At 62.9% G+C, this 18,990-nt stretch carries 13 protein-coding genes; 8 read left to right on the forward strand and 5 right to left on the reverse strand.

Features of this window, described 5'->3' with window-relative positions; genetic code table 11:
- Positions 1-51: 51 nt before the first annotated feature.
- Together hemL and SB659_RS01390 are read left to right on the forward strand one after the other, a co-directional pair.
- Positions 52-1,371 carry a glutamate-1-semialdehyde 2,1-aminomutase gene (gene hemL / locus SB659_RS01385; RefSeq protein WP_410549260.1) on the forward strand — a complete coding sequence of 440 codons (1,320 nt, stop codon included), beginning with the start codon at positions 52-54 and terminating at the stop codon, positions 1,369-1,371.
- Between the two features lie 124 nt (positions 1,372-1,495).
- Positions 1,496-2,773 (forward strand): glycoside hydrolase family 3 N-terminal domain-containing protein, encoded by a 1,278-nt coding sequence (locus SB659_RS01390; protein WP_410549261.1) that lies wholly within the window; start codon positions 1,496-1,498, stop codon positions 2,771-2,773.
- 90 nt (positions 2,774-2,863) lie between these two features.
- On the opposite strand, the gene SB659_RS01395 is transcribed toward SB659_RS01390, so the two are convergent.
- From SB659_RS01395 to SB659_RS01410, 4 genes are all read right to left on the reverse strand, one after another.
- Positions 2,864-3,601, reverse strand: a complete 738-nt coding sequence (locus tag SB659_RS01395; protein WP_284976000.1) for an amino acid ABC transporter ATP-binding protein — start codon at positions 3,599-3,601, stop codon at positions 2,864-2,866.
- Positions 3,598-4,362 (reverse strand): amino acid ABC transporter permease, encoded by a 765-nt coding sequence (locus tag SB659_RS01400; protein WP_284976001.1) that lies wholly within the window; start codon positions 4,360-4,362, stop codon positions 3,598-3,600. Before SB659_RS01400 ends, SB659_RS01395 begins: the two co-directional genes overlap by 4 nt.
- Positions 4,363-4,374: 12 nt before the next feature.
- A complete protein-coding gene (locus tag SB659_RS01405; RefSeq protein WP_284978890.1) occupies positions 4,375-5,325 on the reverse strand; it encodes an ABC transporter substrate-binding protein in 951 nt (316 codons plus the stop codon).
- Between the two features lie 343 nt (positions 5,326-5,668).
- Positions 5,669-6,379: a 3'-5' exonuclease gene (locus SB659_RS01410; protein WP_284978889.1), complete on the reverse strand. Its 711-nt coding sequence runs from the start codon at positions 6,377-6,379 to the stop codon at positions 5,669-5,671.
- A gap of 89 nt (positions 6,380-6,468) precedes the next feature.
- On the opposite strand from SB659_RS01410, the gene SB659_RS01415 reads away from it, so the two are divergent.
- Genes SB659_RS01415 through SB659_RS01425 form a run of 3 tightly spaced genes read left to right on the forward strand, consistent with a single transcriptional unit; the run spans position 6,469 to position 13,804 of the window.
- Positions 6,469-6,885 (forward strand): MGMT family protein, encoded by a 417-nt coding sequence (locus SB659_RS01415; protein ID WP_284978888.1) that lies wholly within the window; start codon positions 6,469-6,471, stop codon positions 6,883-6,885.
- Positions 6,882-10,295, forward strand: a complete 3,414-nt coding sequence (locus SB659_RS01420) for a PD-(D/E)XK nuclease family protein (protein WP_410549262.1) — start codon at positions 6,882-6,884, stop codon at positions 10,293-10,295. Before SB659_RS01415 ends, SB659_RS01420 begins: the two co-directional genes overlap by 4 nt.
- Positions 10,292-13,804, forward strand: a complete 3,513-nt coding sequence (locus tag SB659_RS01425) for an ATP-dependent helicase (protein ID WP_410549263.1) — start codon at positions 10,292-10,294, stop codon at positions 13,802-13,804. The genes SB659_RS01420 and SB659_RS01425 overlap by 4 nt, the downstream gene beginning before the upstream one ends.
- Before the next feature lie 5 nt (positions 13,805-13,809).
- Here SB659_RS01425 and SB659_RS01430 read toward each other — a convergent pair whose 3' ends face one another.
- Positions 13,810-15,045 carry a macrolide 2'-phosphotransferase gene (locus SB659_RS01430; RefSeq protein WP_284978885.1) on the reverse strand — a complete coding sequence of 412 codons (1,236 nt, stop codon included), beginning with the start codon at positions 15,043-15,045 and terminating at the stop codon, positions 13,810-13,812.
- Positions 15,046-15,222: 177 nt separating this feature from the next.
- Here SB659_RS01430 and nudC point away from each other — a divergent pair, with 177 nt between their 5' ends.
- From nudC to SB659_RS01445, 3 genes are read left to right on the forward strand one after another with little or no spacing between them, the layout of a single operon-like run.
- Positions 15,223-16,203 (forward strand): NAD(+) diphosphatase, encoded by a 981-nt coding sequence (gene nudC / locus SB659_RS01435; protein ID WP_284978884.1) that lies wholly within the window; start codon positions 15,223-15,225, stop codon positions 16,201-16,203.
- Positions 16,200-18,332, forward strand: a complete 2,133-nt coding sequence (locus SB659_RS01440) for an ATP-dependent DNA helicase UvrD2 (RefSeq protein ID WP_410549264.1) — start codon at positions 16,200-16,202, stop codon at positions 18,330-18,332. The genes nudC and SB659_RS01440 overlap by 4 nt, the downstream gene beginning before the upstream one ends.
- Positions 18,332-18,955: a M48 family metallopeptidase gene (locus tag SB659_RS01445; protein ID WP_284978881.1), complete on the forward strand. Its 624-nt coding sequence runs from the start codon at positions 18,332-18,334 to the stop codon at positions 18,953-18,955. The genes SB659_RS01440 and SB659_RS01445 overlap by 1 nt, the downstream gene beginning before the upstream one ends.
- The last annotated feature ends 35 nt before the right edge of the window (positions 18,956-18,990 follow it).

Raw genomic sequence — 18,990 nt, forward strand, 5'->3', positions numbered from 1 at the left:
CGGTTCCGCCACTGGCCTTATTGCTCCTGAATCACTGAAAGAATAGGAACCATGACTTCAAACACCCCTGTCTCCGATCAGCTGTTCGACCGCGCCCGGTCCCTGATGCCCGGCGGCGTGAACTCCCCGGTCCGTGCGTTCGGATCAGTGGGCGGTACTCCGAAGTTCATGGTTTCGGCCAAGGGCGCCTACCTCACCGACGCGGACGGCAAGGACTACGTGGACCTCGTGTGCTCGTGGGGCCCAGCGTTGCTTGGCCACGCACACCCGGCCGTGCTCGACGCCGTGCACGCAGCCGTGGACCGGGGCCTTTCCTTCGGAGCTTCCACCCCGGACGAGGCCAACCTCGCCGCCATCGTCAAGGAGCGCGTCGCCGCGGTCGAGCGCCTTCGCATGGTCTCCACCGGCACCGAGGCAACCATGACGGCGGTACGTTTGGCCCGCGGGTTCACGGGCCGCAACCTCATCATCAAGTTCGCGGGCTGCTACCACGGCCACCTTGACGGACTCCTCGCAGCGGCAGGCTCAGGCGTGGCCACCCTGGCGCTGCCCGGTTCGGCCGGCGTTACGGAAGCCACCGCAGCTGAAACCCTTGTACTGCCGTACAACGATCTCGCTGCCGTCGAGGCCGCCTTCGCCACGCACGGGAGCAACATCGCTGCCGTGATCACTGAGGCCGCTCCGGCCAACATGGGTGTGGTGACACCGGGGGACGGGTTCAACGCCGGCCTCTCCCGGATTACCACCGAACACGGCGCCCTCCTCATCCTGGACGAGGTCCTCACCGGATTCCGTACCGGCTATGCGGGCTACTGGGGCCTGACCGGCCGCCAGGAAGGCTGGGCTCCTGACCTGCTCACCTTCGGCAAGGTCATCGGCGGCGGAATGCCGACGGCGGCACTTGGCGGCCGTGCCGACGTCATGGACTACCTCGCGCCCGTGGGCCCTGTGTACCAGGCGGGTACGTTGTCAGGGAACCCGGTGGCCATGGCCGCGGGAGTGGCGACCCTCACGCATGCCACGCCGGAGGTCTACGATTTCGTCGATGCCCGCTCCGTGGAACTCGCCGACGCCCTGACCGGCGCACTCGACGCGGCAGGAGTGGACCACTCCATCCAGCGGGCCGGGAACCTCTTCTCAGTGGCCTTCGGCACGTCCACCCACGGTGTGCACAACTACGATGATGCGCAGGCCCAGGAGACGTTCCGGTACGCGCCGTTCTTCCACTCCATGCTGGACTCGGGTGTTTACCTCCCTCCGTCGGTTTTCGAAGCCTGGTTCCTCTCAGCCGCCCACGACGACGCTGCGATGAACCGCATCGTCGAAGCTTTGCCGGCGGCGGCACAGGCTGCTGCGGCCGCCACTGCCTAGCCTTCTCCTCGCCCCGGGCACCGGCTGATCCGGCCCTGCCCGGGGCAGCTTCGGTTCCCGGGGGGTAGGCTCGTAGGTGGAAACCCGACCCCAACGAAATTCACGGTTTACCATGCTCAAGACTATGTCCATTGCTTCCCTTGGCGTGAGAGTCGCTGCAGCTGGTGTCCTTTTGGCGATGGCTACGGGATGTTCAAGCAGCCCCGATAAACCCGGCCAGTCGCCGTCGGAGGTCCGCTCCTCAACGGGCCCAAGCAGCACCCCGCCGGCGTCGCCAAGCGCTACGCCGACGGTTAGTTCAACGCCATCTGCCGCCCCGTCGACCCCTGCGCCGGTGGCCCCTGTGGCTCCGCCGCCAAGCACGCCCACTGTGGCGGAGCAACACCTCGCCGCCTTGAGCCTCGAGCAACGGGTGGGCCAACTTTTCATGGTGGCAGCCAAAGCCACGGGCCCCGACCCGGCAACCTTCGATGCCCTGAAGCGCTACCACGTGGGCAATGTGTATCTGAGCGGTCGCAGCACTGCCGGCGCGGCCGCCGCTGCTTCGGTTGTCTCCTCCTTGACCGGCACTGTCGGCACTGACACAACAGGAGGGCTGCCGCTCTTCGTCGCCACCGACCAGGAAGGCGGCTTGGTTCAGGTTCTTTCCGGTCCCGGCTTCTCCACCATGCCCCCGGCGTTGGGGCAAGCAGGGGCCGGCCCGGCGAAGCTCAGGTCAAACGCGGCCGTCTGGGGCAAGGAGCTTCGCGGCGTTGGGGTGAACGTGAACCTCGCTCCGGTCCTGGACACTGTTACCAGTCCGGACTTTGCCCCCTCGAACGCGCCAATTGGGCACTTCCAAAGGGAATACGGATTCGATCCGTCACAAGTTTCTGGACTGGGAAACGCCTTTGCCCAGGGCATGAAGGATGCAGGAGTCATGCCGGTGGTCAAGCACTACCCAGGGCTGGGAAGGGTGGTACCCAACACCGATGTCAGCAGCAACGTCCATGATTCGGTGACCACGCGTACGGATCCCGATCTCGCTCCTTTCAACGCTGCGATCACCTCCGGCGCCCAGTGGGTCATGCTTTCCAACGCCTACTACGACCGCATTGACCCAGCCAACATCGCTCCTTTCTCCCCGGACATCATCCAAACGATGCTCCGCGGCGATGCCGGATTTACCGGGATCGTCCTATCCGATGATTTGTGCAGCGCGGGGCAGCTGAGGCCGTGGGGCGTGGCGGATCGCGCCCTGAAGTTCTTCGGCGCAGGTGGAACCATGCTGGTCTGCGCCGAGCCCTCCAGCATTCCGGTCATGCAGCAAGCGGTGGTGCAGAGGGCCCAGGCCGATCCCACGTTCCGGGCAAAGGTGGACGCCGCGGCGTTGACGGTGCTGCGCGTGAAATCAGGTAAATAGGCTCTTCGGAAAAGCAGCAGGCCCCGCCCTCCAAAGCTCACATACGTGAAGAGTTGGGATGGCGGGGCCTGCTGCGTGGTTGGATTTACCCTAAAGCACGTCCGACAGGAATCCTTGAAGCCGTTCTGTCCGGGGGCTGTTGAACAGCTGTTCCGGCGGACCGGATTCCACTACCACGCCGGCATCCATGAACGTTACGACGTCGGACACGTTGCGTGAGAAGCCCATCTCGTGGGTCACTACCACCATGGTCATTCCGCCCTTGGCAAGGTCGGTCATGAGGGCCAGGACGCCTTTGACGAGTTCCGGATCCAATGCCGAGGTCGCTTCGTCAAAGAACATGACCTCCGGCCGCATCGCCAAGGCACGCGCGATGGCTACACGTTGCTGCTGACCGCCGGACAACGTGGCCGGCCGCGCGTCGGCCTTGTGCTTCAGCCCGACGAGGTCCAGTTGCTCAAGGGCCTCATTCCGGGCCTGATCCTTGGACATGCCGCGGATCTTACGCAACGCCAGGGAGACGTTCTCCGCAACCGTCTTATGGGGAAAGAGGTTGAACTGCTGGAACACCATGCCGATCCGTCGGCGCAACTCGTCGGGGTTGTCCTTGAGCACAGATTGACCATCAAGCAGAATGTCGCCTTGGTCAGGCTCAATCAATCGATTCATGACACGGAGCAGCGTGGACTTTCCCGACCCCGAAGGGCCGATCACGGACGCCGTCGTGCCTTTCTCCACATGGAGGTCGATGCCACGCAGAACGTGGTTGGTACCGAACGAGAGGTGGATGTTCTTGGCCGTCAACGAACCGGACGTGAATTCACTCAAGACTGGGCTCCTTTTCCAACAACGGCTGCTGCGTCATCGGGTTCCTTCTTCTCCGGCCGTCCCACACGCATGCGGGCGTCGATCCAGTTCACGAAATGCGTCAGCGGGACGGTCAGAACCAGGTAGAACAGGGCAGCAGCAACATATGGAGACAGGTTTCCGCTGTTCGCCGCCGAGTCCTTGCCAATCTGGAAGATCTCACGTTCGGACGCCAACAAGCCAAGCATGAACACCAGGGACGATTCCTTGATCAACGCGATGAACTGGTTGACAAGTGCCGGCAGCACGCGGCGAATGCCCTGAGGCACCACCACCAGCCGCATCGAAGGACCGTAACCGAATCCCAAGGCACGTGTGGCCTCGAGCTGGCCCTTGTCCACGCTCTGGATACCCGAGCGGAAGATCTCGCCGATGTAGGCGCCTGACATCAAGGACAAGGCCGCGATGGCCATGGGATAGGGGCTCGTGGAACCAGTGAGCTGCCTCATGATCGGGCTGAAACCGAATCCGATCACCAAGATGGTGAGAACCGGCGGGAGGCCACGGAGGATGTCCGTGTAAACGCGCGCAACCCACCGGGCAGGTGCGTTCCGGGAAATCCCCATCAGGGCGAGCACCATGCCAATGGCCGTGCCTATGATGCCTGAAATCACAGCCAGCACGAGCGTGTTGGGTAGGCCAACGGTGAACATCTTGGGGATGACCTGGCCCATCGCCTCCCAGTCGAAGAAGGTTTTGGCTAATTGGTTGAGGATATCCATGGAACGTCCGGGTTACTTGGCGGGGAGCTGGACGGCCTTGCTGCCCGGCTTCCAGCCTTGGGGAGTCTGCTCGGCGGCCGTGGGGCGGTCCTTGTACCACTGGGACGTCAGCTTCGCCCACGTGCCATCCGCGATGACAGCGTCCAAGCCCGAGTTCAGGGCATCGATCAAAGGCTGGTTGTCCTTGTTCACGGCATACGCGGTGAAGTTCTGGGTATTGACAACCTTCTCGGCGATCTTGGTGTTGTCGCCGGACTTGACCTGTCCTTCAGCCTGCTGGGACGGTGCGACCCAAGCGTCGATCTGGCCGTTCTTCACGTTGCCGTAAACGGTGTTGTAATCGGGGTAGCGGACCGGTTCGAGCTTGAGGGTGTTGGTGACGTAGTCGTCCTGGACCGTACCTTGAACGACGCCGATGCGCAGACCCTCTTTAAGGTCTTTGAAGCCGGTTACCTTTGAATCGTTCTTGGTCACTACGGCCATGTAGCCAAAGTCGTAACCGTTGGTGAACCCGACTGTCTTGCGGCGGGCGTCGGTGGTGGAGATCGAGGAGGAGCCGACGTCGAACTGCTTGTTCGCCACTTGCGACAGGAGAGCCGAGAAGTCGGTGGAAGCGAACTCGACCTTGAGTCCGAGCTTGGCGCCGATTGCCCGGAGGAGCTCGTTGTCGTAGCCGGTGAACTTTCCGGAAGGATCGATGAAGATGTTCGGCGGGGCGTCAGACAACGTCCCTACCCTCAGGGTTCCATCGGTGATCAGGCCAAGCTTGGACTTATCGATCTTGTCCAACGGTGTCACGCTGGCGGTGGTGAATTTGTCAAGGGTCTTCTGGTCGCTACCGGCGAGGGCGTCGGTGGGGGAACCGCTCGGCTGTGAGGCTCCGCCGCCGCATGCTGCGAGGGAGAGCACCAAGGCTGCGGCCACCGGGGCGGCAGAGAGCCACTTAAAGGCTTTGAATTTCATGAAGAAATCACTTTCATCGGGTCACGGAGACGTTCGGCAGGGGGCCAGGAAAGTGGCTGCCGCGAAGGTTGGGCTGCGTCGCTGGGCTTCAACCTGCCAAACTTAATTATGACATCAGGGCCCAGCGGGCCCCCGAATCGAACAAATGAGTGCCTTCACTCAGTAATGCCGAATGATCCGCTGCCTGCGCGGCGTTTTGCCTAGTAGTCATTCCGACTTGCGGTCTCACCGCGGAATCCCGCCCATAACAAACTGAGCTTGGCGTTCCCTGACCCTACTGTGACTTACGTCGCAACGGGTGAACGCGCTGCGGCCTGGAAACTGCGCCCTGGAACCCGTGGCCCTAGAAGCCGCCCCGGCCCGCATCTTCCGGCGGTAAAACAGGCCACTGGCCTTCGATCACTGCTGTGGGCTTGCTGCGCCGCAGGTACTGTTGGAAATCAGCGGCTTGGCTCGCTGCCCAGTCCACCTGCAGGTGGTGGAGTTTTGAGGCGGGCATCTGCAACGTAGGAAACTTGCCTGCCATTGCGTCCAACACCCGCAACGTGGCGAGGGCATCGGCAGCGGAAGTATGCGCGTTGTCCAAGTCCACCCCGTACTCTTCGCACAGGGCGGTGAGGGTGCGCTTGCCCTTGCGGTAGCGGTCCACTTGCTTGTTCATGACATAGGGATCCAGCACCGGGAACCGGCTCAGCTGCGGGACGCCGTGGCGCGCCGATTCAGCTGCAAGCACGGTGAAATCATAACTGGCGTTGAAGGCGATGACCGGGGTTCCGGCGTCGAACAATTCCTGCAGGACTGCTGCAACTTCCCGGGTGACCTCAGCAGCCGGACGGCCATCAGCCCGGGCCATCTCGGTGGTTATCCCGTGAACTTCACTGGCCTCTGCCGGGATTTCGACGCCCGGATCAGCCAGCCACTCATGCTCGGAGATGAGTTCCCCCTGCTGATCCACAACAGTGATGGAGGCAGTGACGATCCGCGCTGAGCGGGAGTTCTTTCCCGTGGTCTCGAGGTCGAAGGCGGCGCGGGGGAGGGTATTCCAGGAACTCATATTTTTACGCTACCGGCCGGCTCCGACAGTATTGGGCACGACACTCCCTCAGGACACGACCTGGTCTGTTGAAGCGGTAGGTTGGACTGATGCGCATGGAGTACGTCACAGCGGCCCTCGCTGTCGTGGATCTCGTTCCGGCCGGTGCTGCGGTCGCTTATGGCGACGTCGCCGAACTTCTGGGCGCCGGCGGTCCTCGGCAAGTGGGTGCCGTGATGAGCCACTACGGGAGTTCGGGCCCGTGGTGGCGGGTCCTGCGCGCCAGCGGGGAGGCGCCGCCCGGTCACGAGGCGGAAGCGCTCAAGCATTACCTTGCTGAGTCCACGCCACTTCTTGGCTCCTATCAAGCGTTCCTCAGGACAGGCGAAGGCCGTTGGCGGGTCGACTTGACGGCCGCGCGGTGGGCTCCAAGTGAAGCCGACTTCGACTACCTCGATGTGATCTCCGACCAGTTGCAGCGTCAGCTCCATAAATTGTCAGTGCCGGATGATGAAATGACTGTGTGACCGCGACTCCTGCCAAACCCCGCTCCGCATCGGCATCATTGCGTCTGCTTCCGCCGCGCGAAACAAGCTTCGTGGCACCTGTCCTTTCCCCGGATCAGCGTGCCGTGGTTTCGCTCGGTCGGGGGAGCGGACCAATACTTGTCCCCGGTGGCCCCGGAACCGGCAAGTCGACCGTCTTGGTTGAAACCGCCGTGCGCCGGGTGCATCACGAGGGCGTGGACCCGGAGAGGATTCTCATCCTCGCTCCTGGCCGCCATGCTGCGGCGGCGCTTCGGGACACCTTTACCGGACGGTTGGATCGCAGCCTCAGTACCACGCCGGCACGTACCTGGGCGTCGTACGCGTTTGACGTCATCCGCCGCGCCAAGGCGGAGGGCGTCCTGCCGTTGCCTCGGCCACCCAAGCTACTCTCGGGCCCGGAACAGGACCTCATCATCAAGGAACTGCTCGAGGGGCACGTCAGGTCCGGGAATCAGTTGCCGTGGCCGGCGGACCTGGCCGCAGCCTTGCCCACACGTGGATTCCGGCATGAGATCCGCGAGCTTTTTGATCGAATTATCGAGTCGGGACGGACCGCGGAAGACCTTGTGGGGCTTGCCTATGAATGCGGACGTCCCGATTGGATGGCCGCGGCCGAGCTCTACAGCGAGTACAGGGACGTCTTGGATCTGCGCATGCCCGAAGCCTTCGACCCCGCCGGAATCATCACCACGGCCCGTCAGATTTTCCAGGATTCTCCCGCTTTTCTTGCCGCAGAAAGGGAGCGACTGCAGCTGATTCTGGTCGATGACGCCCAGGAGTCGAACCCGGCGGTATTCGAGCTCTTGGCCGACATCGCCGAGGGCAAAGACGCGGTGGTCACCTTCTCGCCGGACACTGTGGTGCAAGGCTTTCGCGGCGCCCGCCCGGATTTGGTAGCCGAACTGCCATCCCTTCTGGGAGGGAAGAAAGAATCAGTAACGCACTGTCCGCTATGGAACACCCACCGGCACTCGCCGGCGGTGGCAGAGGCGTGGGTGAGGGTGGCGGCCCGCACCTCCCAGCGCTTGGGCGGGCAACTCGCCAGGAGGCTGGAACAGCCAGCTGCCGGCGACGGGGACGCTGACCGCACTTATGGAGGAGCGGTGGAAGGACACGTCCTGCCATCGCCTGTCCATGAGTTGCGTTATGTCGCCCAGCGCATTCTCGAAGCGCAGTTGCGCGAAGGCCGGGAGTTCAGCGACATCGCCGTTATTGTGCGCAACGGCGGCCTGATTTCCCAACTCCAGCGCTACCTCGCGGGCCAAGGCATTCCGGTCCGGGTTCCTGTTGCCGACTCTGCGGTGCGGGATGAAGTCGCGGTCCGGCCCCTCCTCGAAGCCTTTGCCATCGCACTGGATCCGGACAAGTTGACCCCTGAGCTGGCGGTTTCACTTCTGACTTCCCGGATCGGAGGATCCACAGCAATCGAGTTGCGCAGGCTCCGGCAGTCGCTGAGGAGCGAGGAACTCCTCGGAGGTGGGGGTCGATCCAGCGATGTTTTGTTGGTCGAGGCCCTGCTCCAGCCTGGAGCCTTGGCCTCCCTGGGCATAGAAGGCACGTCCGCGCGCAGGTTGGCTCGAGTGATCGCCGCCGGAGTGGAGGCCGTAGGGAGGCCGGGCGCAAATGCGGAATCAGTCCTGTGGGCCCTGTGGCAGGCGACAGGTTTGTCTTCCCGATGGGCGGAGGCGGCCATCGACGGCGGTCCAGCCGGCGCCCGCGCAGACCGCGACCTCGACGCCATGATGGCCCTCTTCCATACAGCCGAGCGGTTTGTGGACCAGCTGCCCGGCTCAGGGCCGGAACAATTCCTGGACTACTTACTGAACCAGGAATTGCCCATGGATACCCTTGCGGCGAGAGCCCAGCTGGAATCGTGCGTTGAGATCATGACACCGGCCAGCGCCGCTGGCCGGGAATGGCCCGTGGTTATCATCGCCGGTCTTCAGGAAGGCGTGTGGCCGAACACTCGGTTGCGGGGAGAACTCTTGGGCAGCACTTTGTACGCGGATGCCGTGGAACACGGGGTGGAACACGCCCTCCAGCGCGGCCCGTTGAGCAGGTTGCGTGATATCCGTTATGACGAGCTCAGGAGTTTTTCAACGGCGGTCTCCCGGGCGCGTCAGGTTCTCATCTGCACGGCAGTATCCTCCGAGGATGAACAGCCCTCGGCATTCCTTGACTACGTAGCCCCGTTGGGACCAAGGGAGTACCAGCGGGACTACACCCCCGTGGACAGGCCCATGACCCTGCGTGCCCTTGTCGCTGAGCTGCGGCAACACGTCCAGTCAGCGACCGGTGCTGCCGCCAGCGAACCCGGAACGGCGTGGGAGGCTGCGCGCGTGCTGGGCCGCCTTGCCACCGCCGAACCGCCGGTACCTGGAGCTGATCCGGACACGTGGTGGGGTTTATTGGACCTTAGCTCAAGGGAACCGGTGGTACCCGTGGGAGGAACAGTTTCCGTATCTCCGTCCAAGGTCGAGACGGTGCACAAGTCCCCCTTGGATTGGTTTGTCCAAGCCGCAGGTGGAGAGGCTGCCACCGATTTCGCGCGTAGCTTGGGCAACCTGGTCCACAGCATTGCCCAAGAACTTCCTGAGGCCTCGGGCTCCGAGTATGTTTCCGAGCTGGTGAAGAGGTGGCACACACTGGGGATGAAGGACAACTGGGAAGGAAAGCTTGATTTCCAGCGGGCCGAGCTCATGGTCCGCAAGCTTGCCTCATACGTGATCATGATGCGCAGTGAGGGCAGGAGCTTGCTTGCCGTTGAACAGGACTTCCAAGTCCAGCTTCCCGATGTCACCGTCCACGGCGACGTCACTACCCACGGCGATGGCACCGTCTACGGCGACGCCAGTGCCCACGGCGATGCCACCGCCCACTGCGATACCACTGGAACGGATGAAAGCGCGGAAGTAGCCGCCCGCCATGCAGTCCTTCGGGGCCAAGTGGATCGTCTCGAAATCGACTCCGAAGGCCGGCTGGTGATCGTCGACCTGAAAACCGGCAAGCGCCAGCCCGGCAAGTCCGAGGTCGCCAGGCACCCGCAACTGGGCGCATACCAAGCTGCCGTTCTGATGGGCGCCTTCCGCGATGCCGTGGCCGGGGAATCCGGGCCAGAGGCAGTCACGCTTCCCACCGACGTCGCCCCAGGCGGTGCTGTCTTGGCCCAGTTGGGAACCAAAGCCAAGAGTCCCTCCGTCCAGCAGCAGGAACCGTTGGACCCCAGCGAGAACTGGGCCCAGGACCTTGTGACGGAGGCCGCGACTTTGATGGCTGGCGCCACCTTTGAGGCCCGTCACGACCCCGGCAAAGCAGGATACGGCGGTCATGGGTGTCGGTTGCCCGATATTTGCCCGCTGTGCGCACGAGGAAAGCAGATCACCGAATGAGTACCGAACTCCTGGCCGGCGTCGAAGGCGGACATGGCGATGCCGGTGGCCTTCCAGAGCCGCGGTTTTCGCCGTCGGACGTTGCGGACATGCTGGGCGAGAAGAACCGCCCGACGCCGGAACAGGCTCGGATTATCGCCTCACCCCTTTCTCCGCGCTTGGTCATCGCCGGTGCCGGTTCCGGTAAGACGGCCACCATGGCTGACCGTGTGGTGTGGCTCGTCGCCAACGGCTGGGTGCGTCCGGAGGAAGTCCTCGGTGTCACATTCACGCGCAAGGCTGCCGGTGAACTTGCCAGCAGGATCCGTTCCAAGCTCGCCACTCTTCAGCGGGTAGCGTCCGACGGCGGGGCTGCCATGGGGTTTCCGGGCGGGCTTCTGAGTGCTGACGACCTCGAACCCAAGGTTTCCACTTATCACTCCTACGCAAGCGCCATAGTTTCTGACCACGGCCTTCGACTCGGCATAGAACGCGACGTTGTTTTGCTCGGTGGCGCACAGTCATGGCAGTTGGCAAGCGAAGTCGTTGAATCCTACGACGGCGAGTACGAGCACTTCACGGTGGCGAAATCCACCTTGGTCAATGCCGTCCTGCAGTTGGCCGGCGAATGCGCGGAGCACCTTCAAGAGCCGGAAGGGGTGCGCAACTGGGTGCTGGAACGCGTTCAGGCTTTTGAACAGCTTCCCTATATGGCAGGGGCCCGGAAGAACCCAACGCAGGGTGCTGCGGACCTCGTGTCCATGTTGCGGACCCGTGCCAGCGTCGCGGACATGGTGGTTCGCTACCAAAGCGAAAAGAGGCGGCGTGGGGTGCTCGACTTTGGGGACTTGGTGGCTCTGGCTGCGCGGATCGCCAATGACGTTCCTTTGGCTGCCAGCACTGAAAGGGCCCGCTACAAGGTGGTGCTGCTGGACGAATTCCAAGACACGTCCCATGCTCAACTTGTCCTGTTTTCCCGGCTTTTCGGCCAGGGACATGCTGTTACGGCAGTCGGTGATCCAAACCAGTCAATCTACGGATTCCGGGGCGCCTCGGCAGGACAACTCTTTCACTTCGTTCAGGAATTCCCTGTGCGGCAGGTCGATGCCGAGGCCGGAACCGAGACGTACGCCGTGGCTCCGACCTCATACCTGACCACGGCATGGCGCAACGGCAGGAACATACTGGCCGCGGCCAACACCATCGCATCGCCGCTTAACCGCACCAGTACGCTGGCCGGACCGGCTGGTGAGCGGGGATCCGGGGATACCGTTTCTGTTCCTCCGTTGGTACCGAGCCCGGTGGCTGTGGAGGGGCGCGTGGTGATCGGCCGTTTCGGTACGGACGAAGACGAAGCAGCCGCAATTGCCCGCGATGTCCGCCGATACCGCCGGACCGTTTTCGAGGAAGAAAAAGATGGGTCAGCGGTCAGGCCCACCATGGCGGTGCTGTGCCGGCGTCGGGCGCAAATGGAGTGCATCCGCCGAGAATTCGAGCTTCAGGGCATCCCTTACGAGATCGTCGGTTTGGGCGGATTGCTGGACACACCGGAGATTGTGGACCTGGTGGCGACCCTGCGGGTTCTGGCGGATCCCGGCCGCTCAGATGCGCTGATGAGGCTTTTGGCCGGGGCCCGATGGCGAATCGGGACAGCGGATCTTATGGCTTTCGCGGATTGGTCCCGTCACTTGGCCCGCCGCCGCGCCGTCGCAGGAGGTTCCGTAGACGGTCCCGCTAACGAAGCGGGTGCTGGCGTGGAAGCCGTCACGCTGGAAAGTGACATCACCGATTCTGCAAGCCTCGTGGAGGCTCTTGACGTCCTCCCCAAAAAAGGCTGGTCGTCAGGACACGGCAGGTCTTTGAGCGACGCCGCCTTGGAGCGCCTCAGCAAGCTATCTTCCGAGCTGAGGTTCCTTCGAAGCTACATCGGAGACGATCTCAGTACCCTCCTGGGAGAGGTTGAGCGGGCAATGCTCTTGGACATCGAGGTCGCTTCCAAGCCCGGCATCAGTATTCATCAGGCTCGTCGGAACCTGGATGCGTTCCAAGATGCTGCAGCGGGTTTCCTGCAAACTTCGCAGCGCATTGACCTGCTGGCGTTCCTCTCGTGGTTGGAAGCAGCGGCCTCCGAAGAAGGCGGCCTGGATGTCGCCCCTGCAGAAACCAACCGCGAAGCTGTCCAGTTGCTGACAGTCCATGCCTCTAAGGGCTTGGAATGGGATGTCGTCTTTGTTCCCGGGATGAACTCGGGCTCCTTTCCCAGCAACAGGGACTCGCGCTGGAGCAGTGGCTCGGCTGCCTTGCCGTGGCCATTGAGAGGCGATCGAGCCGATCTCCCGCAATGGGATCTTGACCAGCCGGACCAGAAAGGGTGGTTGGACGCCGAAAAGGACTTCAAGTCGCGGGTCCAGGCTCATGGGGAAGCGGAAGAACGCAGACTTGCGTATGTCGCTTATACAAGGGCGAAACACGTTCTGTGGGTCTCGAGTGCGGCGTGGAACGGGTCGCGCTCCGGAATGGCCGAGCTATCTCCGTTCATTTCGGAACTAGCTCCGCTGACAGTTCAAGGCGATGGCCGCGACTCCGTGCTCCCGGCCTCCGACGGGAGCGCCGAGATTCACGCGGACTCGGTTGCTGAAGAAGCCCTGCCGGAATCCAGCCCGCTGACGACAATCCATGAAGTCGCCACCTTCCCATACGACCCCCTTGAGGGTCCGTCGGATCCCCGGACAGGGGCACGCCTGAGGCTCCTGCCTGGTCGTAGGGCCGCCATGGACAGCGGAGCAGCGATGGTCCGGGCTTTCATGGACGGGACGGTGCCGGACGCTCCCGTCGGTGGGCAATTTCCTGCAGTTACTGAGCGTTGGTCCCAAGAAGCAGAGCTGTTGTTGGATCGGCAGAGACAGGGCAGGGCAACCCAGGACGTTCACTTGCCCAGCCACGTCTCCGCTTCACTCTTCGTCGAACTTGGCGCAAACGCCGGAGACGTACTGTCCCGGCTTCGCAGGCCGGTTCCCCGCGAACCCGGGATCTCGGCGCGCAAGGGGACCGCATTCCACGCATGGGTCGAAGAGTTTTTCGGCACCACGGGCATGCTTGACCTCGATGAGGCACCGGGTTCGGACTCACACATTGATGAAGCCTACGGACTCGAGGAGATGGTCGCTTCCTTCAAGGAATCCGAGTGGGCCCAGCGCGCCCCCGTTTACGTCGAAGTACCCGTAGAGACCAAGATCGGGGACATCGTAGTTCGCGGCCGCATCGACGCCGTGTTCCAAGATGCCGACGGCCGCTGGCAGCTCATCGACTGGAAGACCGGACGACGACCCTCCGGGCAACAGCTCACGGAGCGAGCTGTGCAGTTGGCCGTGTACCGGCTGGCGTGGGCCCGGCTAAGGAAGGTTCCCCTTGAAGATGTCAGCGCCGCCTTCTACTACGTTGCAGAAGGATCGCTGGTGCGGCCGCACGACCTCGGCGGCGCCGATGAGCTCGAGCGGATCGTTTCCCAAGCACTGAGTAACAACGGTTAGGGAGGTCAGGAGTCTTTCGTGGCCTCGGTGCTCTTGACATCTTTTAGCTGCACAACGTTAATCGCGGCCGTGGAGGTCGAATCCTGGCTGCTGGTGCCGGCATCGGGCTCGCTGGCAGCCTCGTCAACGTCACCAGCCTCGTCAACGTCACCAGCCTCGTCAGCAACTACCGGCTCGTCCGGTATGGCTGCCACGGAAACTGCAGGGCCGACGTCGGAAATCGGGACAACCGTGACTGTCGGTTGCTGGGGAGGCGCCGCGGCGGCGTCCTCGGCAGCCTGCCGGTCCGCCTCCTCAGCTGCAGCACGCGCAGCCGCTTCGCGCTGTTCCTGCTTCTCGATATCTGCGGCCAATGATTGAAGCATCGATTCAGCTTCCGACGTCATCCCCTCGTGGCCCGCCGCCATGGCTTTGACCAGGTATTGTGCCAGCGCGAACTCGGCGAGCAGCGCGGCCCTTCGGAGCAAGTGTGAATCCGGTGTCTCGCGGCGGGCCTCGGTGTAGTGATTGAGCACGTCCTGGATGAAGGCTGATTCGTTGGACGCCACAAGCCAGGCAAAGTCATCCGCTGGGTCGCCGATCCGCAGATCGGTCCAGCCGGTAACCGCAGTCACTGTGTCGTCCTGCACCATCAGGTTGTCCTCATGGAGGTCCCCATGCACCACCGAGGTGTTGAAGCGCCACAGCGCCACATCTTCCATGGCGTGTTCCCACCGGCGTAGAAGGGTCGCCGGAATTTTGCCTGTTGTCGCCGCCTGGTCGAGCTCGTTGAGTTTCCGCTGGCGGAACTCGTTGGCTGAGTAACTGGGAAGGTCGGCATTGATCACCAAGGAGAGCGGCAGATCGTGAATTGCAGCCAGCGCCGAGCCGATTTCCTTGGCCAGGGCAGCGCTGCCCGCCGAAAGGTCCTCAATGGAGAACAACGAGCCCTGCAGGTGCGCATACACAAAGGTGGTGAGCTCGCCCTGGCGTACTGTCCCGGCGATGGTGGGGAGATGGAAAGGAAGCTCTGCCCGGATCGCGGGACTGAAAGCCCGCAGAACCATGAACTCCGTTTCCAACCGCGTGCTCGCTTCGGGATGGCGCGGGGAGCGGACGCGCCAGCGTTTCCCGTCGGCGTCGAGCAGGAGCGCCGAGTCGAAGTCGGCGTCGTCGTCGGGGGAGTAGGCTGTGCCAGTGGGCGCCAAGCCGGGCACTGCCGCGGTTGCGACGGCAGCTAGTTCAAGCGGAGTTCTTCTCACGCCTTCCACGGTAGGGTGGCTGGCGCCTGTGGCCATGATGCAGTGCGGCGAGTCTCCAGATCCGCAGGAAATCTACCGTGCCCACCCACAGAAGAACGCACGGAATGCCTTGGATATGTCCACAAGCCTTAGGCTGCCCAAATGTTTTTTGACGGTGGTAATCAGTACGGTAGGTATATGAGCTATACGGAACCATCGGCATTGGCAAACCACCTGACGGACACCGTTCTTCCCGTGCCCCCGGCCGTGGTGGATCGGGGGTCGGCTGTCAGGATGAAGCCGGGCATGGTGTCGGAGCTCATTTCGTCGGGAACGGCCAAAGCTGTGCTGATCTCCCAGCGTAAAGCGGTGGTTACTGCGGGCGGCCTGTGGTTTGGCGAGGCAGCAGAGCTGTGGGAGTCGCTGGCAGCCGCAGGGCGCGAGGCCATCTATCTGGGCAGAACTTTGCTGCCTTCGTCATTGGCGGTCGGTACGCCGGTGCTGTTGTTCACGGTCGCCGAGCCGGTTGCCCCGGGTACCGCAACACTACCTGCCCATGCCGAGTGGGCGGGTTTCCGCGAGGTCGCCGGACGTCTGGACGCCACTGACACGGCCTTGTTCATCGAGGCCAGCGCCATTTCCAACTGGCATGCCACGCACCGGCATTGCCCTCTGTGCGGTAGCCCTACGGAGGTCGAATCCGGCGGTTGGGTGCGACGATGCCCCCAAGACAACTCAGAACATTATCCGCGAACGGATCCGGCGATCATCGTTACCGTGGTGGGCCCTGACGGCCGCCTTCTCCTTGGCGGCGGAGGTCCGGTCGATGCCAAAAACTATTCGACGCTGGCCGGGTTCGTTGAACCAGGTGAGTCCCTGGAACAAGCGGTGGTCCGTGAAATAGGCGAAGAAGTCGGAGTCCGTGTCACCGCATGCCAGTACTTGGGCTCACAGTCCTGGCCTTTTCCGGCGTCCCTCATGTTGGGATTCACAGCAACAACGGAGGACACCGTCGCCAAACCCGACGGTGTTGAAGTTACGCGGGCCCGCTGGTTCAGCCGTGAGGAGCTGCAAGCTGCCGTCTTGAGCGGGGAAATCACCATCTCGACGCGGTTGTCCATTGCGCGTTCACTGATCGAGCACTGGTATGGCGGCGTCATTGAAGACCTTCAGCCGTGACGGAAGAAACGTTCGACGCCGGGAGCTCGCTTGAGGAGCGCATCCTGGGAAGCCTTGATGAAGAACAACGTGAGGTAGCCAGCACCCTGACGGGTCCGCTATGCGTACTTGCGGGGGCGGGCACCGGGAAGACGCGTGCCATCACCCACCGGATTGCGTACGGCGTCCACTCCGGCGTCTATAGTCCGCAACGGTTGCTGGCAGTGACCTTTACTGCGCGGGCGGCGGCCGAGATGCGGAGTCGGCTGAGGGACCTCGGTGTGGCGGCGGTTCAGGCCCGCACGTTCCACGCGGCCGCTTTGCGGCAGTTGCAGTTTTTCTGGCCACAGGCCATCGGCGGAACGTTGCCAAGCCTTTTGGACCACAAAGCCACCATGATTGCAGAAGCCTCCCGCCGGCTTCGGCTCAGCACTGATCGGGCATCGATCAGGGACCTCGCTGCCGAGATCGAATGGGCCAAGGTGTCCATGCTCACCCCGGCCAACTACTTGGAGAATGCGGTGGGCAGGGGAACTCCCGGTGGGTTCGACCTCACTGCCGTGGCGAGGGTGTTCCAAGCCTATGAAGACCTCAAGACCGATCGGAACGTCATCGACTTTGAGGACGTTCTCCTCATCACCGTGGGAATCCTTCAGGAGGACCCAAAAGTCGCAGCGACGGTGCGGGAGCAGTACCGGCACTTCGTCGTGGACGAATACCAGGATGTGTCGCCGCTGCAGCAACGGCTTCTGGACCTGTGGTTGGGCGGGAGGGACGAGCTTTGCGTAGTGGGCGACGCCTCCCAGACGATCTATTCCTTCACGGGAGCGTCACCAAAACACTTGCTCGGTTTCAAAAATCAGTTTCCTAACGCTACCGTGGTCAAACTTGTCCGCGACTACCGTTCCACCCCGCAAGTGGTGAAGCTGGCCAACGAGCTCCTCGGCTCGCGTCGTAGCGGCGGACCTGTGGCGGATGCTGCATGGGCGGCTCCCCTGAAGCTCGTGGCTCAGCGGCCGTCGGGCCCGGCACCCAGATTCATGGAGTGCCCGGACGATGAGGCGGAGGCTGCCGTCGTCGCCGGACGAATTCAGGAACTTCTCACCGCGGGTGTCAAGGCGAGCGAGATTGCGATCCTGTTCCGCACCAACGGACAGTCCGGAGCTTACGAGCAAGCTTTGGCCTCTGCGGGCATCGGTTATCAACTTCGGGGTGGTGAAAGGTTCTTCGCCCGGAAAGAAGTGCGTGATGCCATCTTGCAGTTGCGCGCGGCAACCAGGGCAGTAGCTGAGGGGCCCTCAGTGCCCCTGGGGCAGATCGTCCGTGACATTGTGGCCTCATTGGGTTACACCGATGCTGCGCCGCATAGCGGGGGAGCGCTACGGGAGCGGTGGGAATCGCTGGCCGCACTGGTTGCCTTGGCAGACGAGCTTGCCGTTCACCGGGGAGAATCCTTCACGCTCGCCGAATTCGTCAATGAGCTCCAGGAACGTTCCTTGGCACAGCACGCGCCAACTGTCCAGGGAATCACCCTCGCTTCGCTGCACTCCGCGAAAGGCCTCGAATGGGATGCCGTGTTCTTGGTTGGCCTCAGCGAGGGACTTATGCCGATCTCCTTCGCTGATACGCCCGAGGACGTTGACGAGGAACGGCGGCTGCTTTACGTGGGCATCACCCGCGCACGCGAGCACTTGAACCTCTCATGGTCCACCGCCCGCACGCCGGGCGGCCGTGCAAACCGGAAGCCCTCCCGGTTCCTGGAAGGACTGCGGCCGGACTCCGTCGCATCTGCCAGCGCTCGCAGTAAAACAGGGCCAGTGCGTCCAAAAGCTGCCACCCCGGCCTCATGCAGGGTCTGCGGGAGCATGCTCGCAACGGGTGCGGAGCGCAAGATTGGGCGTTGCAACCAATGCCCACCCAGCTATGAGGAGCAGACATTTGATGCCTTGCGGCAGTGGCGCAAGGACGTAGCGCAAGCTGCCGAGGTTCCCGCCTACGTTGTGTTTACGGATGCGACCCTGACTGCAATTGCTGAGGCGCGGCCCTCGTCGCTGGAGGAACTTGCGGGCCTGGCCGGTGTTGGCTCTTCCAAGCTTGAACGCTACGGCGAGGCCGTCTTGGAAGTTCTCAGCGAAAGCGCTGTCCTCTGATGGCCCGATCAACCAGCTCAGACTCACCCGTTCACCAGCTGACAGAGGATGGTGCACCCGTCGTCGTGCGTCGCTCTGCGCGACGACGCCGGACCGTAGCGGCCTTCTGGGAGGACGGCAAAGCGGTGGTCGCTATTCCGGCCAGTTTCACTCGGACCCAGGAACGGGAATGGGTGGGACGCATGCTGGCCAAGTTGAAGAAGCAGGGTCAAGGGGCCGGTGGGCGCGGCAAACGTCGTCCGGCCACCGATGAAGCCCTCGCTGAGCAGGCAACACTGCTGTCGCGGACTTACCTCGGCGGCCGCGCAATGCCGACGTCGGTACGTTGGGTTGGCAACCAGAACTCACGCTGGGGTTCGGCTACACCGGCTGATGGCAGCATCAGGTTATCGAGCAAGCTCCAGCCAATGCCGCAGTGGGTGATCGACTACGTCCTCGTCCACGAGCTGGCGCACCTCCTGGTGGCCGGTCATAACGCCGACTTTTGGAAGTTGGTTGAGGCTTACCCTGAAACCCAGCGCGCCAAAGCTTTCCTGGACGGAGTAGCTTACGCAACATCCCGGGGCCTCGGACCGGACCCCGGCACCGAGGCACCTACTCCCGAGCCTCCAGCACCACACTGAAGGCCGGGCCCCGAGTACCTCGTGCCAGGGCGAAA

Source organism: Arthrobacter sp. SIMBA_036, assembly GCF_046535135.1.
GTDB lineage: Bacteria > Actinomycetota > Actinomycetes > Actinomycetales > Micrococcaceae > Arthrobacter.